The organism is Sphingomonas sp. Leaf198 (assembly GCF_001424005.1).
GTDB lineage: Bacteria > Pseudomonadota > Alphaproteobacteria > Sphingomonadales > Sphingomonadaceae > Sphingomonas.
This window is the reverse complement of sequence record NZ_LMPX01000004.1, coordinates 65,328-83,845: the sequence shown is the minus strand read 5'-3', so window position 1 is coordinate 83,845 and position 18,518 is coordinate 65,328. Positions and strand designations below refer to the sequence as shown.

Below are 18,518 nucleotides of genomic sequence, written 5' to 3'. Positions count from 1 at the left end.
TGATTGATCCAGATAATCGAATCGTTTCCGCAACGAAGGAACACCCAAGGTGGCAGCGCGCGCGTATTGGCAGGGGCAGATCCGTCTCGCCCTCGTCTCGATCCCGGTCGAGATCTATTCCGCGACCAAGTCCGGCGCCGCGGTGTCCTTCAAGCAGATCCACGAGCCGTCGGGCCAGCCGATCCATTACGACAAGGTCGTCACTGGGGTGGGGCCGGTCGATGCCGACGAGATCATGAAGGGATACGAGGTCTCGAAGGGCGAATATGTCTTGCTCGAGCAGGACGAGATCGATGCGGTGAAGCTCGAGTCGAAGAAGACGCTGGAACTGACGCAGTTCGTCGACGCGAGCGAGATCGACGTGCTCTATTACGAGAAGCCGTATTTCGTGGTGCCTGCCGATGATCTGGCGGAGGAGGCGTTCATCGTTTTGCGCGAGGCGTTGAAGCGGACGAAGAAGGTCGGGCTCGGCCAGCTTGCGATGCGCGGGCGCGAATATGTCGTGAGCCTGAAGCCGTGCGGGCGCGGGATGGTGCTGGAGACGCTTCGCTATGCCGACGAGGTGCACAAGGCGCAGGGCTATTTCCGCGATATTCCCGACGACAAGCCGTCGGAAGAACTGCTCGAACTGGCGGAGGCGCTGATCGGGAAACGGAGTGGCGACTTCCACCCGCAGGAGTTCCACGATCGCTATGTCGATGCGCTGAAGGACTTGATCGAGCGCAAGCGCAAGTCGAACGGGAAGAAGATCATCGAGGATAAGGATACGGGCGGCAAGACGGGGTCGAACGTGGTCGATTTGATGGCGGCGTTGAAGAAGTCGATGGAGAAGAGTGGGGGTGCGGCGGCGGAGAAGGCATCAGCGAAGAAAGCCCCCGCCAAGCGCGCGCCGGCAAAGACGGCGGCCAAAGCACCAGCCAAAAAACGTGCGTAACCCCCTCCCTTGTTCCCCCGCGAAGGCGGGGGCCCAGACTGGACTCCCGCCTTCGGGGGAGAACAAACTTGTTGAGGTCACCACCCCCTACCCCGTCATCCCAGCAAAAGCTGGGATCTCCCCTTTGCAGACCGTACCCCTGCCGCGCGAGGTCCCGGCTTTCGCCGGGATGACGAAGACGGGACGCTATTGATGGCCACGCCCCCAGACCCGCTAGCCCTCTACAATTCCAAGCGAAACTTCACGAAGACCGCCGAACCCGCGGGCACGCTAGCCCCCGGCAACGGCAATTCGTTCATGGTCCAGAAGCACGACGCCACCCGCCTCCACTGGGACTTCCGCCTCGAAACCGACGGCGTCCTGAAAAGCTGGGCGGTCACCCGCGGCCCCAGCCTCGACCCCAACGAGAAGCGCCTCGCGGTCCGCACCGAGGACCACCCGCTAAGCTACGCCACCTTCGAAGGCACCATCCCCGCGGGCGAATATGGCGGTGGCACGGTGATGCTGTGGGACCGCGGCACATGGTCGCCGATCAAGGGCAAGTCGGCCAAGGATCTCGATAAGGGCCACCTCCACTTCGTCCTCGACGGCGAACGGATGAAGGGCGAATGGCTGCTCATCCGCCTTAAGCCCCGCGCGAAGGAGAAGCGCGAGAACTGGCTGCTGCGGAAGATCGACGACGCCGCGGCCGGCGGCACCGACACGCTGGTCGAAGAAGCGCTCACCAGCGTCGCGACCGGCCGAACGATGGTAGAGATCGAGGAAGGCAAATCCTCCCCGGCACGGGGAGGGGGGCCAGCGAAGCTGGTGGAGGGGGCGGCCCGCAAGAGAACCGCCAGCCGTAAAGGTATCGCCAGTGCCAAGCCCCCCTCCACCCCCGCGAAAAGTCGCGGCGGTCCCCCTCCCCGTGCCGGGGAGGAATTTCAGGACCTCCAGCTCTGCACCCTCGTCGACGCCGTCCCCACCGGCTCCGCCTGGCTGCACGAGGTAAAATACGACGGCTACCGCGCGCTAATCTCCGTCGCCAACGGCAAGGCGAAAGTCTTCACCCGCACAGGCCTCGACTGGACCGACAAGTTCGCCGCGATCGCCGACGCCGCCGCCAAACTGCCGGTAAAATCCGCGCTGATCGACGGCGAGATCGTCGCGTTCAAGGACGGCCATCCCGATTTCTCGACGCTGAAGGATGCGATCTCCGCGGGCGGCGACATGACGCTGTTCGCGTTCGACCTGCTCGCACTCGACGGCGAAGACCTGACCGGCCTCTCCAACCTCGACCGCAAGGCGCGGCTGCAACCGCTGATCCCCGAGGACGAGGATCGCCTCCGCTATTCCGACCACGTCATCGGTGCGGGCGAGCAACTGTTCGAGACGATGTGCCGCGAAGGCCTTGAAGGCATCGTCTCGAAACGCGCCGACGCACCCTATGCGGGCAAGCGGACCAAGGCGTGGCTCAAGGTCAAATGCACGCACCGCCAGGAATTCGTGATCGTCGGCTGGCTGCCGTCCGACAAAAAACGCGGGTTCAAGTCGCTGTTGCTCGGCGTCCACGAGGGCAAGGGCTATCGGTACGCCGGGAAAGTCGGCACCGGTTTCGACCAGGCGCTGATGGACGAGATTCGCGACAAGCTCGTCGCGCTCGATCGCAAGACGCCAACGGTCGAGGCGCCAAAGGCAGCGGTCCGCGGCGCGAAATGGGTGACGCCGAAACTGGTCGCGGAGGTCGCGTTCGCCGAAGTCACGCCCGACGGTGTGCTGCGGCATTCGAGCTTCATCGGCCTCCGCGAGGACAAGGCGGCGAAGGACGTCGTCGCCGAGACGCCCGCGCCATTGCCCGATGTGGAGGACAGCGCCGCGCCGGCAACCAGTATCAAGGTCAGCAGCCGGGACCGCGTGATCTTCGACAAGTCGGACGTCACCAAGGGCGATCTCGCGGACTATTACGTCGCGGTCTCGGGGATCATGCTGCCGGTCGCGGGCAACCGCCCGATCAGCCTCGTGCGGTGTCCGCAAGGTCGATCGCGCGCGTGCTTCTTCCAGAAACATGACGCGGGGAGCTTCGGCGACGCGGTCCACAAAGTGCCGATCCGCGAGAAGGACGGCTCGACCGAGGACTATCTGTATGTCGACGATGCGGACGGGCTGGTCGCGTGCGTGCAGATGGGGACGATCGAGTTCCACGGCTGGGGGTCGTCGAACGCGACCTTGGAGAAGCCCAACCGACTGATATTCGATCTCGACCCAGACGAGGGGCTCGATTTCGGCGACACGAAGAAGGCGGCGGAGCATCTGAAGAACCAGTTGGCCGAACTGGGGCTGGTCAGCTTCCCGATGCTCTCGGGCGGCAAGGGCGTGCACGTGGTCGTGCCGCTGACCCCGGAGGCGGAATGGCCTGCGGTGAAGGACTTCGCGGATCGCTTCGCGCGGGCGATGGCGGGCGCAGATCCCGACCGCTTCGTCGCGACGATGGCGAAGGCCAAGCGCAAGGGGCGAATCTTCATCGACTGGCTGCGGAACCAGCGCGGGGCGACCGCGGTGATGCCGTATTCGGCGCGGGCGAGAGCGGGCGCGCCGGTGGCGGCACCGGTGTCTTGGACCGAGTTGCGGGATATCGAGATGGCCGCGCGGTGGGGTGTGAAGGATGGGGCGGAATTGATCGCGCGGGCTGAGTCGCGGGCGCTGGCGGGTTGGGGTGTGGCGAATCAGGTGCTGCCGGATTTGTGAGCCATTCCCCCTCCCCACAATCACAACCGTAACCACCCCGGCGAAGGCCGGGGCCCAATTGGGAAGGTGGCGGTAACGGCGCGATGCCCGTCATTAGCGCCGTCCCCCAATTGGGCCCCGGCCTCCGCCGGGGTGGTGGTTCGTGGAGGCGACAGCTCGCCCCCTTACTGCTCCCCCGCCTTCGCGAGGGAACAGGAGTAACGCGCGGCCTTCGCGACAATTTATGTTGCACCGCCGCGTCTAAAGGTGAAACACCGCCGCCTGCATTCGGGGGCTTGAGGCATTGGACACGGCGACGCACACCGCGCCCCTTTTCGACGCGATGATCCATGCCGAGCGCTGGATCGCCGACTATTGCGCGCGCACCACCGGCGCCGACGTGCTGTGCCCAGCCGATGACGGGAGCGCCGATCCGGCTTGGGCCGCGATGTTCGCCGAACTCGCGATGGTCGCCTCGGACGACCTCGGCCACATCCGTGAACGCGTCCAGCGGCATGCGGTCGATATCGGCACCGGTTTCCGGATCGCCGACGAACCCGATGAGCGCCCCTGGCCCGTCTCGCCCGTCCCGCTGCTGATCGAGGCCGGCGAATGGGCGGAAATCGAGCGCGGCGTGATCCAACGCGCGACGCTGATGGAGACGGTGATCGCCGACCTCTACGGCGCGGGCAAGCTGGTCGCGGACGGCCATATCCCCGCCGCGCTCGTCACCGGCAGCCCGTTCTTCCTGCGGCCGATGGTCGGGCTCGACCCGCCCGGCGGCCGCCATCTCGATTTCATCGCGATCGATCTCGGTCGCGGGCCGACCGGCGAATGGCGCGTGCTCGCCGATCACCTTCGCGCACCCGCCGGCGCCGGCTATGCGCTGGAGAACCGCATCGCGGTCAGCCGCACGCTCGGCGGGTTGCAGGACCGGCTCAACGTCCAGCGACATGCGCCGTTCTTTGCAGCCTTCCGCGCCGGGATCGCGGCGATGTGCAAGCGGACCGACCCGCGGATCGGGCTGCTGACGCCCGGCCGGTTCAACCCGAGTTATCCCGAACAGGCGCATCTCGCGCGCTATCTCGGGCTGCTGCTGGTCGAGGGCGCCGATCTCGCCGCGCTCGAGGACAAGGTCTATGTCCGCACGATCGGTGGGCTCAAGCGGATCGATGCGCTGTGGCGGCGGCTCGACCCGCGGCTGCTCGATCCGCTGGCGTTCGACACGCATTCGCAGATCGGCGTGCCAGGGCTGATCGACGCCTACGCGGCGGGCAACGTCGTGCTGTCGAACGCGCCGGGCTCGGCCGTGCTGGAAGCGCCTGCGTTCTCGGCGTTCCTGCCGCAACTCGCGAAGTCGCTGCTTGGAGAGGAGCTGCTGCTCCCCAACATCGCGACGTGGTGGTGCGGGCAGGACGGCGCGCGCGCGCAGGTCGAAGCCAATTTCGACCGTCTGCTGATCGGTCCGGCGTTCCACGCGCGGCCTCTCGGCATGACCGGTGCACCGACCACAGGCGCCGACATCACCGGCGGAGACAGGGGGCGTCTGCTCGCCGACATGGCGAACCGGCCGCAGGATTATGTCGGGCAGGAGTTGGTCCAGCTCTCGACGATGCCGGTCGTGGTCGGCGATGCGCTGGTCCCCCGCCCCTTCACCCTGCGCGTCTTCGCGGCGCGTAACGGCGATGGCGAATGGACCGTCCTCCCCGGCGGGTTCGCGCGGATCGGCGAGCATCCCGACGCGCGGGCGGCCGTCATGGGCGAAGGCATCTGGTCCGCCGACGTCTGCATCTATGGTGCCGAGCCGGTCGCGCCCGTGTCGTTGCTGACCGCCGCGGACTCGCTCCAGGTGCGGCGCAATCCGGGGACGTTGCCGAGCCGGGTGGCGGACAATTTCTACTGGCTCGGGCGGTATCTGGAGCGCGGCGAAGCGCTGCTCGGCGCGATCCGCGTGATGCTCGGCAATTCGATCGACGTCGACGGGGGTGCAGTCTTGTCGCCGACTACGGTCGGCAAGCTGGTCGGGCTGATCGTCGGGGCGGGCAGCGCGCCGCACCCGCCGTCGCTCCGCCGCGCCGATCTGACCGCGCTCGCCCGGACCGCAATGGAGGACGAGCGCTGGCAGTCGATCCTGACGCTCAACCGCCACGCGCGTGAGATCGGCGAAGGCTCGCGCGATCGCTTGTCGGCGGACATGGTGCGGCTGCTCGAGGCGCCCTTCCCCACCCACCGTGGCATGCTGGAGCGGGCCGGCTCGCTGCAACGGCGCTATGCGGCGATCGCCGGGCTGTCGGCGGAGCATATGGGGCGGACGGCGGCGTGGCGCTTTCACGATCTCGGGCGGCGGATCGAGCGGGCGATGGCGATGGCGCGCGCGATCCGGTTGTTCGGGATGCCGGGCGCGTCGCCGGACGATCTGTCGGTGCTGCTCGACCTTGCCGACAGCCAGATCAGTTATCGCCAGCGCTATCCGACCGGGATCGCGCGGGTGCCGGTGATGGACCTGGTGGCGCTCGATCCGGGCAATCCGCGCAGTCTCGCCTTTTCGGCAGAGCGGATCGCGGCGCGGTTGGCGGAGTTGCCGGTACTGAGCGACGACGAGATGGCGGAGCCGCAACAGGCGCAAGCGACCGGGTTGCAGGCGATCGTGATGACCGCAACGGCGGCGGAGCTAGACGCGGAGACCTTGGGGGATATCGAGCGGCGGCTTGGCGCGGTGTCGGATGCGCTGGCGCGGCGGTATTTCCTGCAGGGTGCTGAGCCGTTGCGGACTAGCGGGCTGACGTTGGCGTGAGGGGCGTGACCGTGCAAATCCTCCCCGGTACGGGGAGGGGGACCATGCAGCGCATGGTGGAGGGGGCTCTCCACCAGCGCACCGTTCGTGGCGCCCCCCCTCCACCACCAGCAAGCTGGCGGTCCCCCTCCCCGTGCCGGGGAGGATTTGCATGATCTACGATATTCGCCACGTCACGACGTTCGATTACGGCGCGAGCGTCAAGTTCGCGCGGTGCAATCTGCGGTTGAAGCCGATCGACTGGCCGGGTCAGCGGCTGGATAGCTACGCGCTGTCGGTACATCCGGCTGGGCGTACCAGTCCGGCGCGCGCTGAAGCGGGGCTCGCCAATGTCACGCGGCTGGTGGTCGACAGTCCGGTCCGCCACCTGACGATCGAGAGCCGGTCGCGGATGACGGTGGATCGCCTCGTGCCCGTGCCCGACGCGAGCGATCCGACGCTGGGTGAAATCGCGGCGATGGCGCGGGCGAGCACCGACCTCTCCGCGGCGAGCCCGGCGAATTACATCTATCCCTCGCCGCTGATCCCGCTCGACCAGGCGATCGCGGACTATTGCGCGGTGGATCTCGATCCTTCCCGGGGCGCACTGGAAGCCGGGATCGCGCTTGCGCGCCGGATCCAGGTTGAGTTCGAATTCGATGCGGACGCGACGTTGGTCGATACGCCGCCGCACGAGGCGTTCTTCCAGCGCAAGGGCGTGTGCCAGGATTTCGCGCAGATCATGATCACGGGCCTGCGCGCGGCGGGGCTGCCCGCGGCGTATGCGTCGGGGTATATCCGGACGATCCCACCCGAGGGTCAGCCGCGGCTGGTCGGGGCGGATGCGACGCATGCGTGGGTCCTGCTGTGGTGCGGGCCGGTGCGCGGCTGGGTCGGGGTCGATCCGACCAACGGAATCTGGATGGCGAGCGATCACATCGTGATGGCGGTCGGGCGGGATTATGCCGAGATTGCGCCAGTGGACGGGGTGGTGCTCGGGTCAGGGGCGCAGAATATGGACGTCAGCGTCGATGTTGCGCCGTTGGACGAGACGGAGCCGCCGATCGCTAGGTAGCATGGACCACGTTCGTCATCCCCGCGGAGGCGGGGACCCATATAGGCAGACGTTCGCGCTTATCTCGCAGGCCTGCCAGTATGGGTTCCCGCCTGCGCGGGAATGACGGAACGCGCCTTACTTCTCGTCGTGCGGGTTCGGGTACGAGCCGCCGCCGCTTTCGCCGTCCTTCTCCTTCGCGCCATCGTCGTTCTTCGGCACGCCCTGCATCGGTTGTTTGGTCATGATCGTTCCTCTCGTGCAACCAAACACCCCGCGCGCAATTGCGTTGCGCTGCGCACCGCCCCACATAGACGCGCAAGTTAGAATGGGGACGTAAGTGGCCGATCCGTACAAGACTCTGGGTGTAGCGCGCGACGCGACCGAAGCCGACATCAAGAAGGCGTACCGCAAGCTCGCGAAAGAGCTTCATCCCGATCGCAACAAGGACAACCCGAAGGCGTCGGAGCGGTTCAGCACGGTCACCAACGCGTACGACCTGCTGAACGACAAGGACAAGCGCGCGCGGTTCGATCGCGGCGAGATCGACGGCGACGGCAATCCCGCGTCGCCGTTCGGGTTCGGCGGCGGCGGCGGCGGGCGACCCCAGCCCGGTGGCGGCTTCCGCAGCGAGGGCTATGAAAGCGGCGCCGGCGGGGCCGACATGAGCGACATCTTCGAAGGGCTGTTCGGCGGCGCGCAGCGTGGCGGTGGCGGCGGGTTCTCCGGCGGCTTCGGTCGTAGGCCGCAGCCCAAGGGCGAGAATGCCGCGTATCGCCTGCAGGTGCCTTTCGTCGAGGCGGCGACGCTGGAGCCGCAGCGCGTGACGCTCGCGGACGGCAAGACGCTCGATCTCAAGCTCCCCGCCGGGGTCGAGACCGGCACGCAGATGAAGCTGGCCGGCAAGGGCGAGCAGGGTCCGGGCGGCGCAGGCGATGCGATCCTGACGATCGAGGTCCAGCCGCACAAGTTCTTCACGCGCGACGGCGACGACGTCCGCCTCGACCTGCCGATCACGCTCGCCGAAGCGGTGCTGGGCGGCTCGGTCAAGGCTCCGACGGTCGACAAGCCGGTGATGCTGACCATCCCCAAGGGTACGACGTCGGGCAAGACGCTGCGCCTCAAGGGCAAGGGTTTCCACAAGAAGGGCGGCACGCGGGGCGATCAGTTGGTCACGCTGATGATCGACATTCCCGCGAGCGATGCGGCGCTTACCGCGTTCGTCGAAAGCTGGGATGGGCGCAACGCGGGGAACCCGCGGGGGGCCATGGGCGTCTGAACGCCTTGTGAATGATAATACCCTAACGCCCGAAGCGCGCGCGCATGATCATAGTGCGACGCGCGCCCGTCTCACTCGTGGCATGGCGAAGGTCAGGCCAGGCAGTTACGCGTTCGAGGTTTTCAAACGTGCAGCCGTCGGCGTGTTCAACGATGGCTTCATCCACGCGGGAAACCTCGCCTATCTCGCGTTGATGACGGTGTTTCCGTTCTTTATCGTTGCGGCGGCGATCCTGTCGATCTTCGGGCAGAGCGTCGAGACTTTGCGCGCGGTCGAGTCGTTCCTGAACGTCCTGCCGCCCAACGTCGGCGACCTGTTGCGCAAGCCGATCGCCGACGTGCTTGCCGCGCGGACCGGGTCGCTATTGTGGCTCGGCGCGCTGGTCGGACTGTGGACGGTCGGCAGCTTCGTCGAGACGATCCGCGATATCTTCCACCGCGCCTACGGGATCAAGGCGACCGCGCCGTTCTGGAAATCGCGGTTAGGGTCATCCGCCGTGATCATCCTGTCGGTGGTAATCGCGCTGCTGTCGTTCCTTGTCCAGGGTATCCTCACCGCCGCAGAGCAGTTCATCTACCGGCTCGTGCCGTTCGCGCAGGACGCAGCCGGCTGGGTCGGGCTCTCTCGCCTCATCCCCGGCCTGCTGATGTTCGGCGCGCTGTACCTGCTCTTCTATTCGGTGACGCCGTCGCGTTATCGCTATTCGAAATGCCGCAAATGGCCGGGCGCATTGTTCACCACTGCCTGGTGGGTCAGCGCGACCGCGTTGCTCCCGGTGATCCTGTCGCGGCTCGGCGGCTACGACCTCACCTATGGCAGCTTGGCGGGTGTCGTCATCATGCTGTTGTTTTTCTATGTCATCGGGCTCGGTCTCGTATTCGGTGCGCATCTGAACGCAGCACTGGCGGAACCACCCGAAACAACGCTAGAGCAGCCTGCTACGGATATGCAGGTATAGGCGGGGACGGCGTGAACGGTTTGATGGCGGGCAAGCGTGGGCTGATCATGGGCTTGGCGAACGACAAGTCGCTGGCCTGGGGGATTGCCAAGAAGCTGTCCGAAGCGGGCGCCGAGCTCGCGTTCAGCTACCAGGGCGAGACGATGGAGAAGCGCGTCCGCCCGCTCGCCGAGCAATTGGGCGTGGCGCGGCTGTTCGATTGCGACGTGTCGGACATGGGTGCGCTCGATGCGACCTTCGACAAGCTCGCCGAGGAATGGCCGACGATCGACTTCGTCGTCCACGCGATCGGCTTTTCGGACAAGAACGAGCTGCGCGGGCGGTTCGTCGATACCAGCCTCGACAATTTCCTGATGACGATGAACATCTCGGTGTATTCGTTCGTCGCGGTGGCGCAGCGCGCGGCCAAGATGATGACCGAGGGCGGCGCGATGCTGACGCTCAGCTATTATGGCGCGGAGAAGGTCATCCCGCATTACAACGTGATGGGGGTCGCGAAGGCGGCGCTGGAGACGAGCGTGCAGTATCTCGCGGTCGACCTCGGCCGCGACAACATCCGCGTGAATGCGATCTCGGCGGGGCCGATCAAGACGCTGGCCGCAAGCGGCATCGGCGATTTCCGCCTGATCCTGAAGTGGAACGAGCTGAACTCGCCGCTGAAGCGCAACGTGACGATCGACGACGTCGGCGGCGCGGGGCTGTACCTGCTGAGCGACCTGGCTTCGGGGGTCACGGGCGAGACGCACCACGTCGACGCTGGCTACAACGTGATCGGCATGAAGGCCGAAGACGCCCCCGATATCGCGTTGGTCTAAACCCCTCTCCCCCTTCGGGGAGAGGGAGGGGCCCATGCAAAGCATGGGAGGGTGAGGGCAAGGTGAGGCAACGCGACGGTACCGAAGCACTGAACCGAGCCCGAGAGCTACGTCGCGATGCGACCGAAGCGGAGGACCGGCTTTGGTACCGCCTCCGCAGTCGTCGTCTCGGCAACTTCAAGTTCCGCCGCTAAGTCTGGATCGGCCCCTTCATCGCGGACTTCCTCTGCATGGACGCGAGGCTGGTCGTGGAGGTAGACGGCAGCCAACATATCGAGGACGTCGCCTATGACGACGACCGAACCGCCTTCCTCGCGACCAAGGGATATCGTGTGATCCGTGTCTGGAACAACGACGTAATGCAGCGGATGGACGGCGTGCTCGCCGCGATCCTTGATGGACTTACGTGCGTGCCCTCACCCTCCCATGCTTCGCACGGGCCCCTCCCTCTCCCCGTTGGGGAGAGGGATAAGTGAGCTTCAATACGTTTGGACGGCTGTTCCGCTTCACCACCTGGGGCGAGTCGCATGGGCCTGCGCTAGGGGCGATCGTCGACGGGTGTCCTCCTGGCATTCCGCTGACCGAGGCCGACATCCAGCCCTGGCTCGACAAGCGCCGCCCCGGCACCTCGCGCTTCACGACGCAGCGGCGCGAGCCGGATACGGTCCGCATCCTCTCGGGCGTGTTCGAGGGGCGCACCACAGGGACGCCGATCAGCCTGATGATCGAGAATGTCGACCAGCGCTCGAAGGATTATTCGGACGTCGCCAAGGCCTATCGCCCCGGCCACGCCGACTATGCCTATGACGCGAAATACGGGTTTCGCGATTTCCGGGGTGGTGGGCGCTCGTCAGCGCGCGAGACCGCCGCCCGCGTTGCCGCTGGTGCGGTCGCACGCCTCGTCGTCCCGCAGGTCCGTGTCCGCGCATGGGTCGAGGCGATCGGTGGCGATGCGATCGATCCGGCGAGTTTCGACGACGCGCAGATCGATCAGAACCCGTTCTTCTGTCCAGATGCCGCCGCCGCCGCCCGCTGGGAGATACTCGTCGACGCCGCGCGGAAATCGGGCTCGTCGCTCGGCGCGGTGATCGCGTGCGAGGCGACCGGCGTACCCGCTGGCTGGGGCGCGCCGCTCTACGCCAAGCTCGATTCCGAACTCGCGTCTGCGTGCATGAGCATCAACGCGGTCAAGGGCATCGAGATCGGCGACGGGTTCGCCGCCGCCGCGTTGTCGGGCGAGGCCAACGCCGATCCGATGCGACCGGGCGTCGACGGTCCGGAGTTCCTCGCCAACCATGCTGGCGGGATCGCCGGTGGAATCGCGACCGGCCAGCCGATACGTCTCCGCGTCGCGTTCAAGCCGACCAGCTCGATCCTCACCCCGGTCGAGACGATCAGCCCGACCGGCGAGGCCGCGACGATCGCCACCAAGGGGCGTCACGACCCGTGCGTGGGCATACGCGGAGTCCCCGTGGTCGAGGCGATGGTCGCTCTCGTGCTGGCCGACCAGGCGCTGCTGCATCGGGGCCAGTGCGGCTGACGACGGAACATAAGCAGGACTGAAGCGCTTGCTCTTCAATAACATAGGAGAGCGAAATGCGTATTCTGACTTCAATCGCAGCAGCAGCGTTGATCATCCCGGGCGTGGCACTGGCACAGACGGGCACCGGCGGCTCGATGGGTGGCACTACCGGTGGCACGATGAGCGGTGGCACCATGGGCGGCTCGACCGCGGGCGGCACGGCCGGCGGCATGTCGACCGGTACGATGGATCAGGCGAGCCCCTCGACCAGCACCCAATCGACCACGACGACGCGCACCCAGCGTGGCACAAAAGCGCGTAGCCGTACGCGCGGTACGACGTCGGGCACGATGAGCGGTACCGGCACGACGGGCAGCACGATGTCGGGCACGACCGGCAGCACGATGGGTGCCGACACGATGGGTGGTACGACCGGCACCACGGGTACCATGGGCGGCACCACCGGCACGATGGGTGGCACGAGCACTGGGACGATGGGCTCGACCACGGGCGGGACGACCGGCACGACCACTCCGCGCTGATCCCACCGTCTTGGGATAACTGAAAAGCCGGGCGAGCGATCGCCCGGCTTTTTCGTGTCCGCTCAGTCCGAGAATGGATCGCGGACAAGGATCGTGTCGGCACGCTGCGGGCTGGTCGACACCAACGTCACCGGGCAGCGGATCAGCTCCTCGATCCGGCGGATATACTTGATCGCCTGTGCGGGCAGGTCGGCCCAGCTGCGCGCACCGGCAGTCGTCTCCTGCCAGCCTTCCATCGTCTCGTAGATCGGCTCGACCAGCGCCTGGTCCGCCGCATGCGCCGGGAAATAATCGAGCGTCTCGCCGCGCAAGCTGTAGCCGGTGCAGATCGACACGGTCTCGAACCCGTCGAGCACGTCGATCTTGGTCAGCGCGATCCCGGTGATGCCACCGACCGCCGCCGCCTGGCGCACCAGCACCGCGTCGAACCAGCCGCAGCGGCGCTTACGCCCGGTGACGGTGCCGAACTCATGGCCGCGTACGCCAAGGCGTTCCCCGGTCTCGTTCTCTAGCTCGGTCGGAAAAGGCCCTGAGCCGACGCGCGTCGTGTACGCCTTGGCGATACCGAGCACGAAGCCGACCGCCGATGGTCCGAGGCCCGACCCGCCAGCCGCTGCGCCCGCAATCGTGTTCGACGAGGTGACGAACGGATAGGTGCCGTGGTCGACGTCGAGCAGGACGCCCTGCGCTCCTTCGAACAGGATGCGCTTGCCGGCCGAGCGCGCGGCGTTGAGATCGCGCCATACAGGCTTGGCGAACGGCAGCACGAAGCCGGCGATCTCGCGCAGCTCCGCGATCAGGCGGGCGCGGTCGATCGGCGACTCGCCGAAGCCGGCGCGCAGCGCGTCGTGGTGGGCGGTAAGGCGATCAAGTTGCGGCCCCAGATCGTCGAGATGCGCGAGATCGCAGACGCGGATCGCACGGCGACCAACCTTGTCCTCATACGCAGGACCGATGCCCCGACGCGTGGTGCCGATCTTGCCGGCACCGCTGGCGTCCTCGCGCAGACCGTCGAGGTCGCGGTGGAACGGCAGGATCAGCGCGCAGGTATCGGCAATCCGCAGCGTCTCCGGCGTCGCGACGACGCCCTGCGCGCCGAGCCGCGCGATCTCGTCCTTCAGCGCCCACGGATCGAGCACCACGCCATTGCCGATGAACGACGGCGTGCCGCGGACGATGCCCGACGGCAGCAGCGACAATTTGTACACGTTGTCACCGACGACCAGCGTGTGGCCGGCATTGTGGCCGCCCTGGAAGCGCACGACCATGTCGGCCCGCTCGGCGAGCCAGTCGACGATCTTGCCCTTGCCTTCGTCGCCCCATTGCGCGCCGATGACTGCTACGTTGGCCAAACTCTATCTCCTGAGATTACGCGCAGCGCCTACAGCGCGCGGGGCTCGCCTGCTACCCATAGATGCGTGCAGACTTGTGCTTCGGGGGTGTCGCCGGCGTCGAGAGCGGCGACGGTGACCCAGCCTTGCGCGCGCATCGCTGCGCCTTCGCCGGCAGCGGTACCGAACGGGAGGAAGAGGCGGCGGCGATCGACGGTGGCGACACGCTCGACCAAGGCGTCGGCGAACAGCGAGAAGCCGGTAGCAGCTTCCTCGGCGCCGGTTTCGTGAACAATGGTGTAGGTGCCACCGCGACCGACTTCGCGCGCACTACCGTCGGCGAAGAGCGAGAAGCCGAGCCAGGTCTGGTATTCGAAGCCATGACGCTCGGTCGGGTCGAGCGTCAGCGCGACGCGGCCGTCGAGTGCTTCGGCGATGCGCGCGAGGCCGTCGAGGCGCGAAGCGAGAGCGCCGGTGGTGTCGAACGCCCGGAGGCGGTCCATTGCCTGGTCAAACGGGCCGGCGGCTTCGATCAGGGAGAGGTAGGCGGGCGCGAGTGCGGCGACGGCGCCGGCGTCCTTGGCGTCGAGGCGATCGCGCAGGGTGGCGATCTGCTCAGGTGCGACGGGAAGCGGGCCGGCGGCGAGCGTCGGCACTAGGTCGGGCAGCGTGAAGTCGATCGACGCACCGGTAACGTCGGCGGCGGCGATCATGTCGACTGCTACTGCGACGAGCTCCTGCGCAGCGGCGACTGAGTCGAGCCCGATCAACTCACAGCCGATCTGCCGGGTCTCACGGGCGGGCGCGAGCTGCGACGCGCGTAGTTTCAGCACGGAGCCAGCATAGCTCAGCCGGACCGGCCGAGGGTGATGCCCCATCCGCGTGGCGGCGATCCGCGCGACCTGTGCGGTGATGTCGGGGCGGATCGCAAGGGTGCGTTGCGACACCGGATCGACGAAGCGCACCGCGTCGTGAAGGCCACCGGCTTTGAGGCGCATCTCAAGCCCATCGGCAAATTCGGCGAGCGGCGGATCGACGCGCTCGTAGCCGTGGAGACGAGCAGCTTCGAGTACGCGGGCTTCCAGCGCCGCGGCCGAATCGGCGAACGGGGGGAGGCGATCTCGGAAACCTTCGGGGAGGAGTGCGGTCACTTCGCAGACTCCGCCGTGAGGGCTGCAGATATGACCTGCCAGACCCCGTCCATCTCGGACATGATGTCGGCGTTGCTGAACCGTATCACGCGATATCCCTGTCGTTGCAGCCAATCCGTTCGGCTTCCGTCGCGCGCTTGGTCAACATGAGTATCGCCGTCAACCTCGATGATCAGTTTCGCGTCGCGTGCGGCGAAGTCGGCGACGTAGGGGCCGACGACGAGTTGCCGGGTGAATTTGGTGTTTGAGATTTGGCGATCACGGAGATGGCGCCAGAGTTTCGCTTCGGCGGGGGTAGGCTCGCGCCGCATCCGCTTTGCGCGATCCAAGAGTAGGTCGTCGACCTTCACTGCTCCCTCTCCCCCTTCCGGGGAGAGGGTCGGGGTGAGGGGCGCCGCGAGCGCTGCCCCTCCCAACTGCCCCTCACCCAACCCTCTCCCCGGAGGGGAGAGGGCTTTAGAAGAGCGTAGCAGGGTTAGAAGTTGAGGCCCATTGCGGTCTTCACGCCTGGCAGCGCGCGGACCTTGGTCAACAAGTCAGGCGTCACCGCTTCGTCGACGGACAGCAGCAGCACAGCCTCACCGCCCGCCGACCGACGCCCGAGGTGGAACGTCCCGATATTCACCCCAGCCTCGCCCAGCGCAGTCCCAAGACGCCCGATGAACCCCGGCGCATCCTCGTTGACGACATACAGCATCGGCCCCGCCAGATCGGCCTCGATCTTGATCCCGAGCAGTTCCACCAGACGCGGCGCCGAATCACCGAACAGCGTACCCGCGACAGACCGCTCGCCATCCTCGGTCTTCACCGCGACGCGCAGCAGCGTGTGGTAATCCGCCTCGCGCTCGGTACGCACTTCACGAACTTCGAGACCACGCTCGCGCGCCAGCACCGGCGCGTTGACCATGTTGACGGTCGCGGTCTGCGTCTGGAGATACCCGGCGAGCACCGCGCTCACGATCGGCTTCGCGTTCAGGTCGGTCGCCGCGCCCTCGGTATGCACCGAAATCCGCGACACAGCGCCCGTCGTCAACTGACCGACCAGCGACCCGAGCTTCTCCGCCAGCGCCATGTACGGCTTCAGCTTCGGCGCTTCCTCGGCCGACAGCGACGGCATGTTGAGCGCGTTGGTGACGCCGCCCGACATCAGGAAATCGGCCATCTGCTCGGCGACCTGGATCGCGACGTTGACCTGCGCCTCGGTCGTCGACGCGCCAAGATGCGGCGTGCTGACGAAGTTCGGCGTATTGAACAGCGGCGATGCCTTGGCGGGCTCCTCGACGAACACGTCGAGTGCGGCACCGCCGACCTGCCCCGAGTCGAGCGCCGCCTTCAGCGCGACCTCGTCGATCAGGCCACCGCGCGCGCAGTTGATGATCCGCACGCCCTTCTTGGTCTTGGCGAGCGCCTCGGCCGAGAGAATGTTGCGCGTCTGGTCGGTCAGCGGCGTGTGCAGCGTGATGAAGTCGGCGCGCGCGAGCAGTTCGTCGAGCGTGACCTTCTCGACGCCGATCTCGATCGCGCGCTCGGGCGTCAGGAACGGATCGAACGCGACGACCTTCATCTTGAGGCCGCGCGCGCGGTCGGCGACGATCGAACCGATATTGCCCGCGCCGATCAGGCCAAGCGTCTTCGACGTCAACTCGACGCCCATGAAGCGGTTCTTCTCCCACTTGCCGGCCTGGGTCGAGGCGTCGGCCTCGGGCAGTTGCCGGGCGAGCGCGAACATCAGCGCGATCGCGTGCTCGGCGGTGGTGATCGAGTTGCCGAACGGCGTGTTCATCACGACCACGCCCTTTGCCGACGCGGCGGGGATGTCGACGTTGTCGACGCCGATGCCCGCGCGGCCGACGACCTTCAGGTTGGTCGCGTGCTCGAGGATTTCCTTGGTGACCTTGGTCGAGCTGCGGATCGCGAGGCCGTCATACTCGCCGATGATCGCGATCAGCTCGGCGGGCGTCTTGCCGGTGATCTCGTCGACCTCGACGCCGCGCTCGCGGAAGATCTGGGCAGCGCGGGGATCCATTTTGTCGGAAATAAGGACTTTTGGCATGGGATTGCTCCTGGGAATTCGGTGAATTGGGGTGCCGCCTTCCGTTCCGATCCTGCCCCCTCCCCGTCATCCCGGCGGAAGCCGGGACCCACGGTTGCGGTCCGCATCATGAGCGGGCGCTCCGTGTCCATGGGTCCCGGCGTGCGCCGGGATGACGGAATGGGGGTGGTTGTTGGAAGGAAGACGTAAAAGACGCGGTAGCTGGTTAGGCCGCCTTGGCGGTCGCGTAGGCCCAGTCGAGCCAGGGGCCGAGCGCTTCGATATCGGCGGTGTCGACGGTCGCGCCGCACCAGATACGCAAGCCCGGAGGCGCATCGCGGTAACCCGCCACGTCATACGCCGCGCCAGCCTTTTCGAGCGCCGAAGCCATCGCCTTGATCAGCGCCTCGTCCGCACCCTCGACCGTGAGGCACACGCTGGTCTTCGACCGCGTCGCCGGATCGACCGCCAGATGACCAAGCCAATCGCGTTCCGCAACGATCTTGTCCAACGCCGCAGCATTCGCATCCGACCGCTTGATCAGGCCGTCCTCGCCAAGCGACTTCGCCCATTCGAGGCTGAAGATCGCATCCTCGGCCGCCAGCATCGACGGTGTGTTGATCGTCTCGCCCCTGAACACGCCCTCGGTAAGCTTGCCCTTCGAGACGAGGCGGAACACCTTCGGCAGCGGCCACGCGGGCGTGTAGGTCTCAAGCCGCTCGACCGCACGCGGCCCGAGGATCAGCACGCCGTGCGCGCCCTCGCCGCCAAGCACCTTCTGCCACGAGAAGGTCGCCACATCGATCTTCGTCCAGTCGATGTCGTAGGCGAACACGCCCGACGTCGCATCGGCGAACGAGAGACCTTCGCGGTTGGCGGGGATCCAGTCCGCGTTGGGGACACGCACGCCGCTAGTGGTGCCGTTCCAGGTGAACAGCACGTCGTTCGACCAGTCGACCGCGTCGAGGTCGGGCAGCTGGCCGTAATCGGCGCGCACCACCGTGGGGTCGATCTTGAGCTGCTTGACCGCATCCGTGACCCAGCCTTCGCCGAAGCTTTCCCACGCCAGCGCGGTGACGGGCTTGGCGCCGAGCATCGTCCACATCGCCATCTCGTACGCGCCGGTGTCGGAGCCGGGGACGATGCCGATGCGGTGCGTGGTCGGGAGCTTCAGCAGTTCGCGCATCAGGTCGATGCTGTACTGGAGGCGGGTCTTGCCGATCTTAGAGCGATGCGAGCGACCGAGCGAGGCGGTGGCGAGCTTGTCCGCGGACCAACCCGGAGGTTTCGCGCAGGGACCGGAGCTGAAAAAGGGACGTGCCGGCTTCGTAGCGGGCAGTGAAGGCGCATTTGTAGCGGGTGCGTAGGTCGTATCAGTCATGTATCTCTCCTCACAGAGAGCACGCGCGGCGTTGGGACCGCGT

The 18,518-nt window shown here is 66.7% G+C and carries 14 protein-coding genes and 1 pseudogene; 10 read left to right on the top strand and 5 right to left on the bottom strand.

Annotation, left to right across the window (positions count from 1 at the left end; translation table 11 throughout):
* Positions 1–49 precede the first annotated feature (49 nt).
* From ku to ASG20_RS15750, 10 genes and pseudogenes are all read left to right on the top strand, one after another.
* Complete coding sequence (gene ku / locus ASG20_RS15795; protein ID WP_056055007.1) at positions 50–934, top strand: non-homologous end joining protein Ku; 885 nt, start codon at positions 50–52, stop codon at positions 932–934.
* Positions 935–1,126: 192 nt separating this feature from the next.
* On the top strand, positions 1,127–3,658 hold the full coding sequence (gene ligD, locus ASG20_RS15790; RefSeq protein WP_056055005.1) for a DNA ligase D: 2,532 nt from the start codon (positions 1,127–1,129) through the stop codon (positions 3,656–3,658).
* 322 nt (positions 3,659–3,980) lie between these two features.
* Positions 3,981–6,431, top strand: coding sequence for a circularly permuted type 2 ATP-grasp protein (locus tag ASG20_RS15785; protein WP_056055988.1), 2,451 nt, complete (start codon positions 3,981–3,983; stop codon positions 6,429–6,431).
* A gap of 151 nt (positions 6,432–6,582) precedes the next feature.
* Positions 6,583–7,485, top strand: a complete 903-nt coding sequence (locus ASG20_RS15780) for a transglutaminase family protein (RefSeq protein ID WP_056055002.1) — start codon at positions 6,583–6,585, stop codon at positions 7,483–7,485.
* A 319-nt stretch (positions 7,486–7,804) separates the two neighbouring features.
* Complete coding sequence (locus ASG20_RS15775; RefSeq protein WP_082471017.1) at positions 7,805–8,743, top strand: DnaJ C-terminal domain-containing protein; 939 nt, start codon at positions 7,805–7,807, stop codon at positions 8,741–8,743.
* Positions 8,744–8,825: 82 nt separating this feature from the next.
* Positions 8,826–9,701 carry a YihY/virulence factor BrkB family protein gene (locus tag ASG20_RS15770; RefSeq protein WP_231420838.1) on the top strand — a complete coding sequence of 292 codons (876 nt, stop codon included), beginning with the start codon at positions 8,826–8,828 and terminating at the stop codon, positions 9,699–9,701.
* 23 nt (positions 9,702–9,724) lie between these two features.
* On the top strand, positions 9,725–10,516 hold the full coding sequence (fabI, locus tag ASG20_RS15765) for an enoyl-ACP reductase FabI (protein ID WP_056054995.1): 792 nt from the start codon (positions 9,725–9,727) through the stop codon (positions 10,514–10,516).
* A gap of 62 nt (positions 10,517–10,578) precedes the next feature.
* Positions 10,579–10,992 (top strand): annotated as a pseudogene (locus tag ASG20_RS15760) (endonuclease domain-containing protein).
* Positions 10,989–12,056, top strand: a complete 1,068-nt coding sequence (gene aroC / locus ASG20_RS15755) for a chorismate synthase (protein WP_056054993.1) — start codon at positions 10,989–10,991, stop codon at positions 12,054–12,056. The pseudogene ASG20_RS15760 and the gene aroC overlap by 4 nt, the downstream one beginning before the upstream one ends.
* 56 nt (positions 12,057–12,112) lie before the next feature.
* Positions 12,113–12,580: a hypothetical protein gene (locus tag ASG20_RS15750; RefSeq protein ID WP_056054991.1), complete on the top strand. Its 468-nt coding sequence runs from the start codon at positions 12,113–12,115 to the stop codon at positions 12,578–12,580.
* Between the two features lie 62 nt (positions 12,581–12,642).
* On the opposite strand, the gene ASG20_RS15745 is transcribed toward ASG20_RS15750, so the two are convergent.
* The 5 genes from ASG20_RS15745 to ASG20_RS15725 all read right to left on the bottom strand — a co-directional run bounded on the left by ASG20_RS15745 (position 12,643) and on the right by ASG20_RS15725 (position 18,475).
* On the bottom strand, positions 12,643–13,932 hold the full coding sequence (locus ASG20_RS15745; RefSeq protein WP_056054989.1) for an adenylosuccinate synthase: 1,290 nt from the start codon (positions 13,930–13,932) through the stop codon (positions 12,643–12,645).
* 29 nt (positions 13,933–13,961) lie between these two features.
* The gene (locus ASG20_RS15740; RefSeq protein ID WP_056054984.1) at positions 13,962–15,062 is read right to left on the bottom strand and encodes an ATP phosphoribosyltransferase regulatory subunit; all 1,101 of its coding nucleotides are present in this window, start codon (positions 15,060–15,062) and stop codon (positions 13,962–13,964) included.
* Entirely contained in the window at positions 15,059–15,412 is a 354-nt protein-coding gene (locus ASG20_RS15735) for an endonuclease domain-containing protein (RefSeq protein WP_231420836.1), read from the bottom strand. The genes ASG20_RS15740 and ASG20_RS15735 overlap by 4 nt, the downstream gene beginning before the upstream one ends.
* 125 nt (positions 15,413–15,537) lie before the next feature.
* A complete protein-coding gene (gene serA / locus ASG20_RS15730; protein WP_056054981.1) occupies positions 15,538–17,115 on the bottom strand; it encodes a phosphoglycerate dehydrogenase in 1,578 nt (525 codons plus the stop codon).
* A 205-nt stretch (positions 17,116–17,320) separates the two neighbouring features.
* Positions 17,321–18,475 (bottom strand): phosphoserine transaminase, encoded by a 1,155-nt coding sequence (locus ASG20_RS15725; RefSeq protein ID WP_056054978.1) that lies wholly within the window; start codon positions 18,473–18,475, stop codon positions 17,321–17,323.
* Between the last annotated feature and the right edge of the window lie 43 nt (positions 18,476–18,518).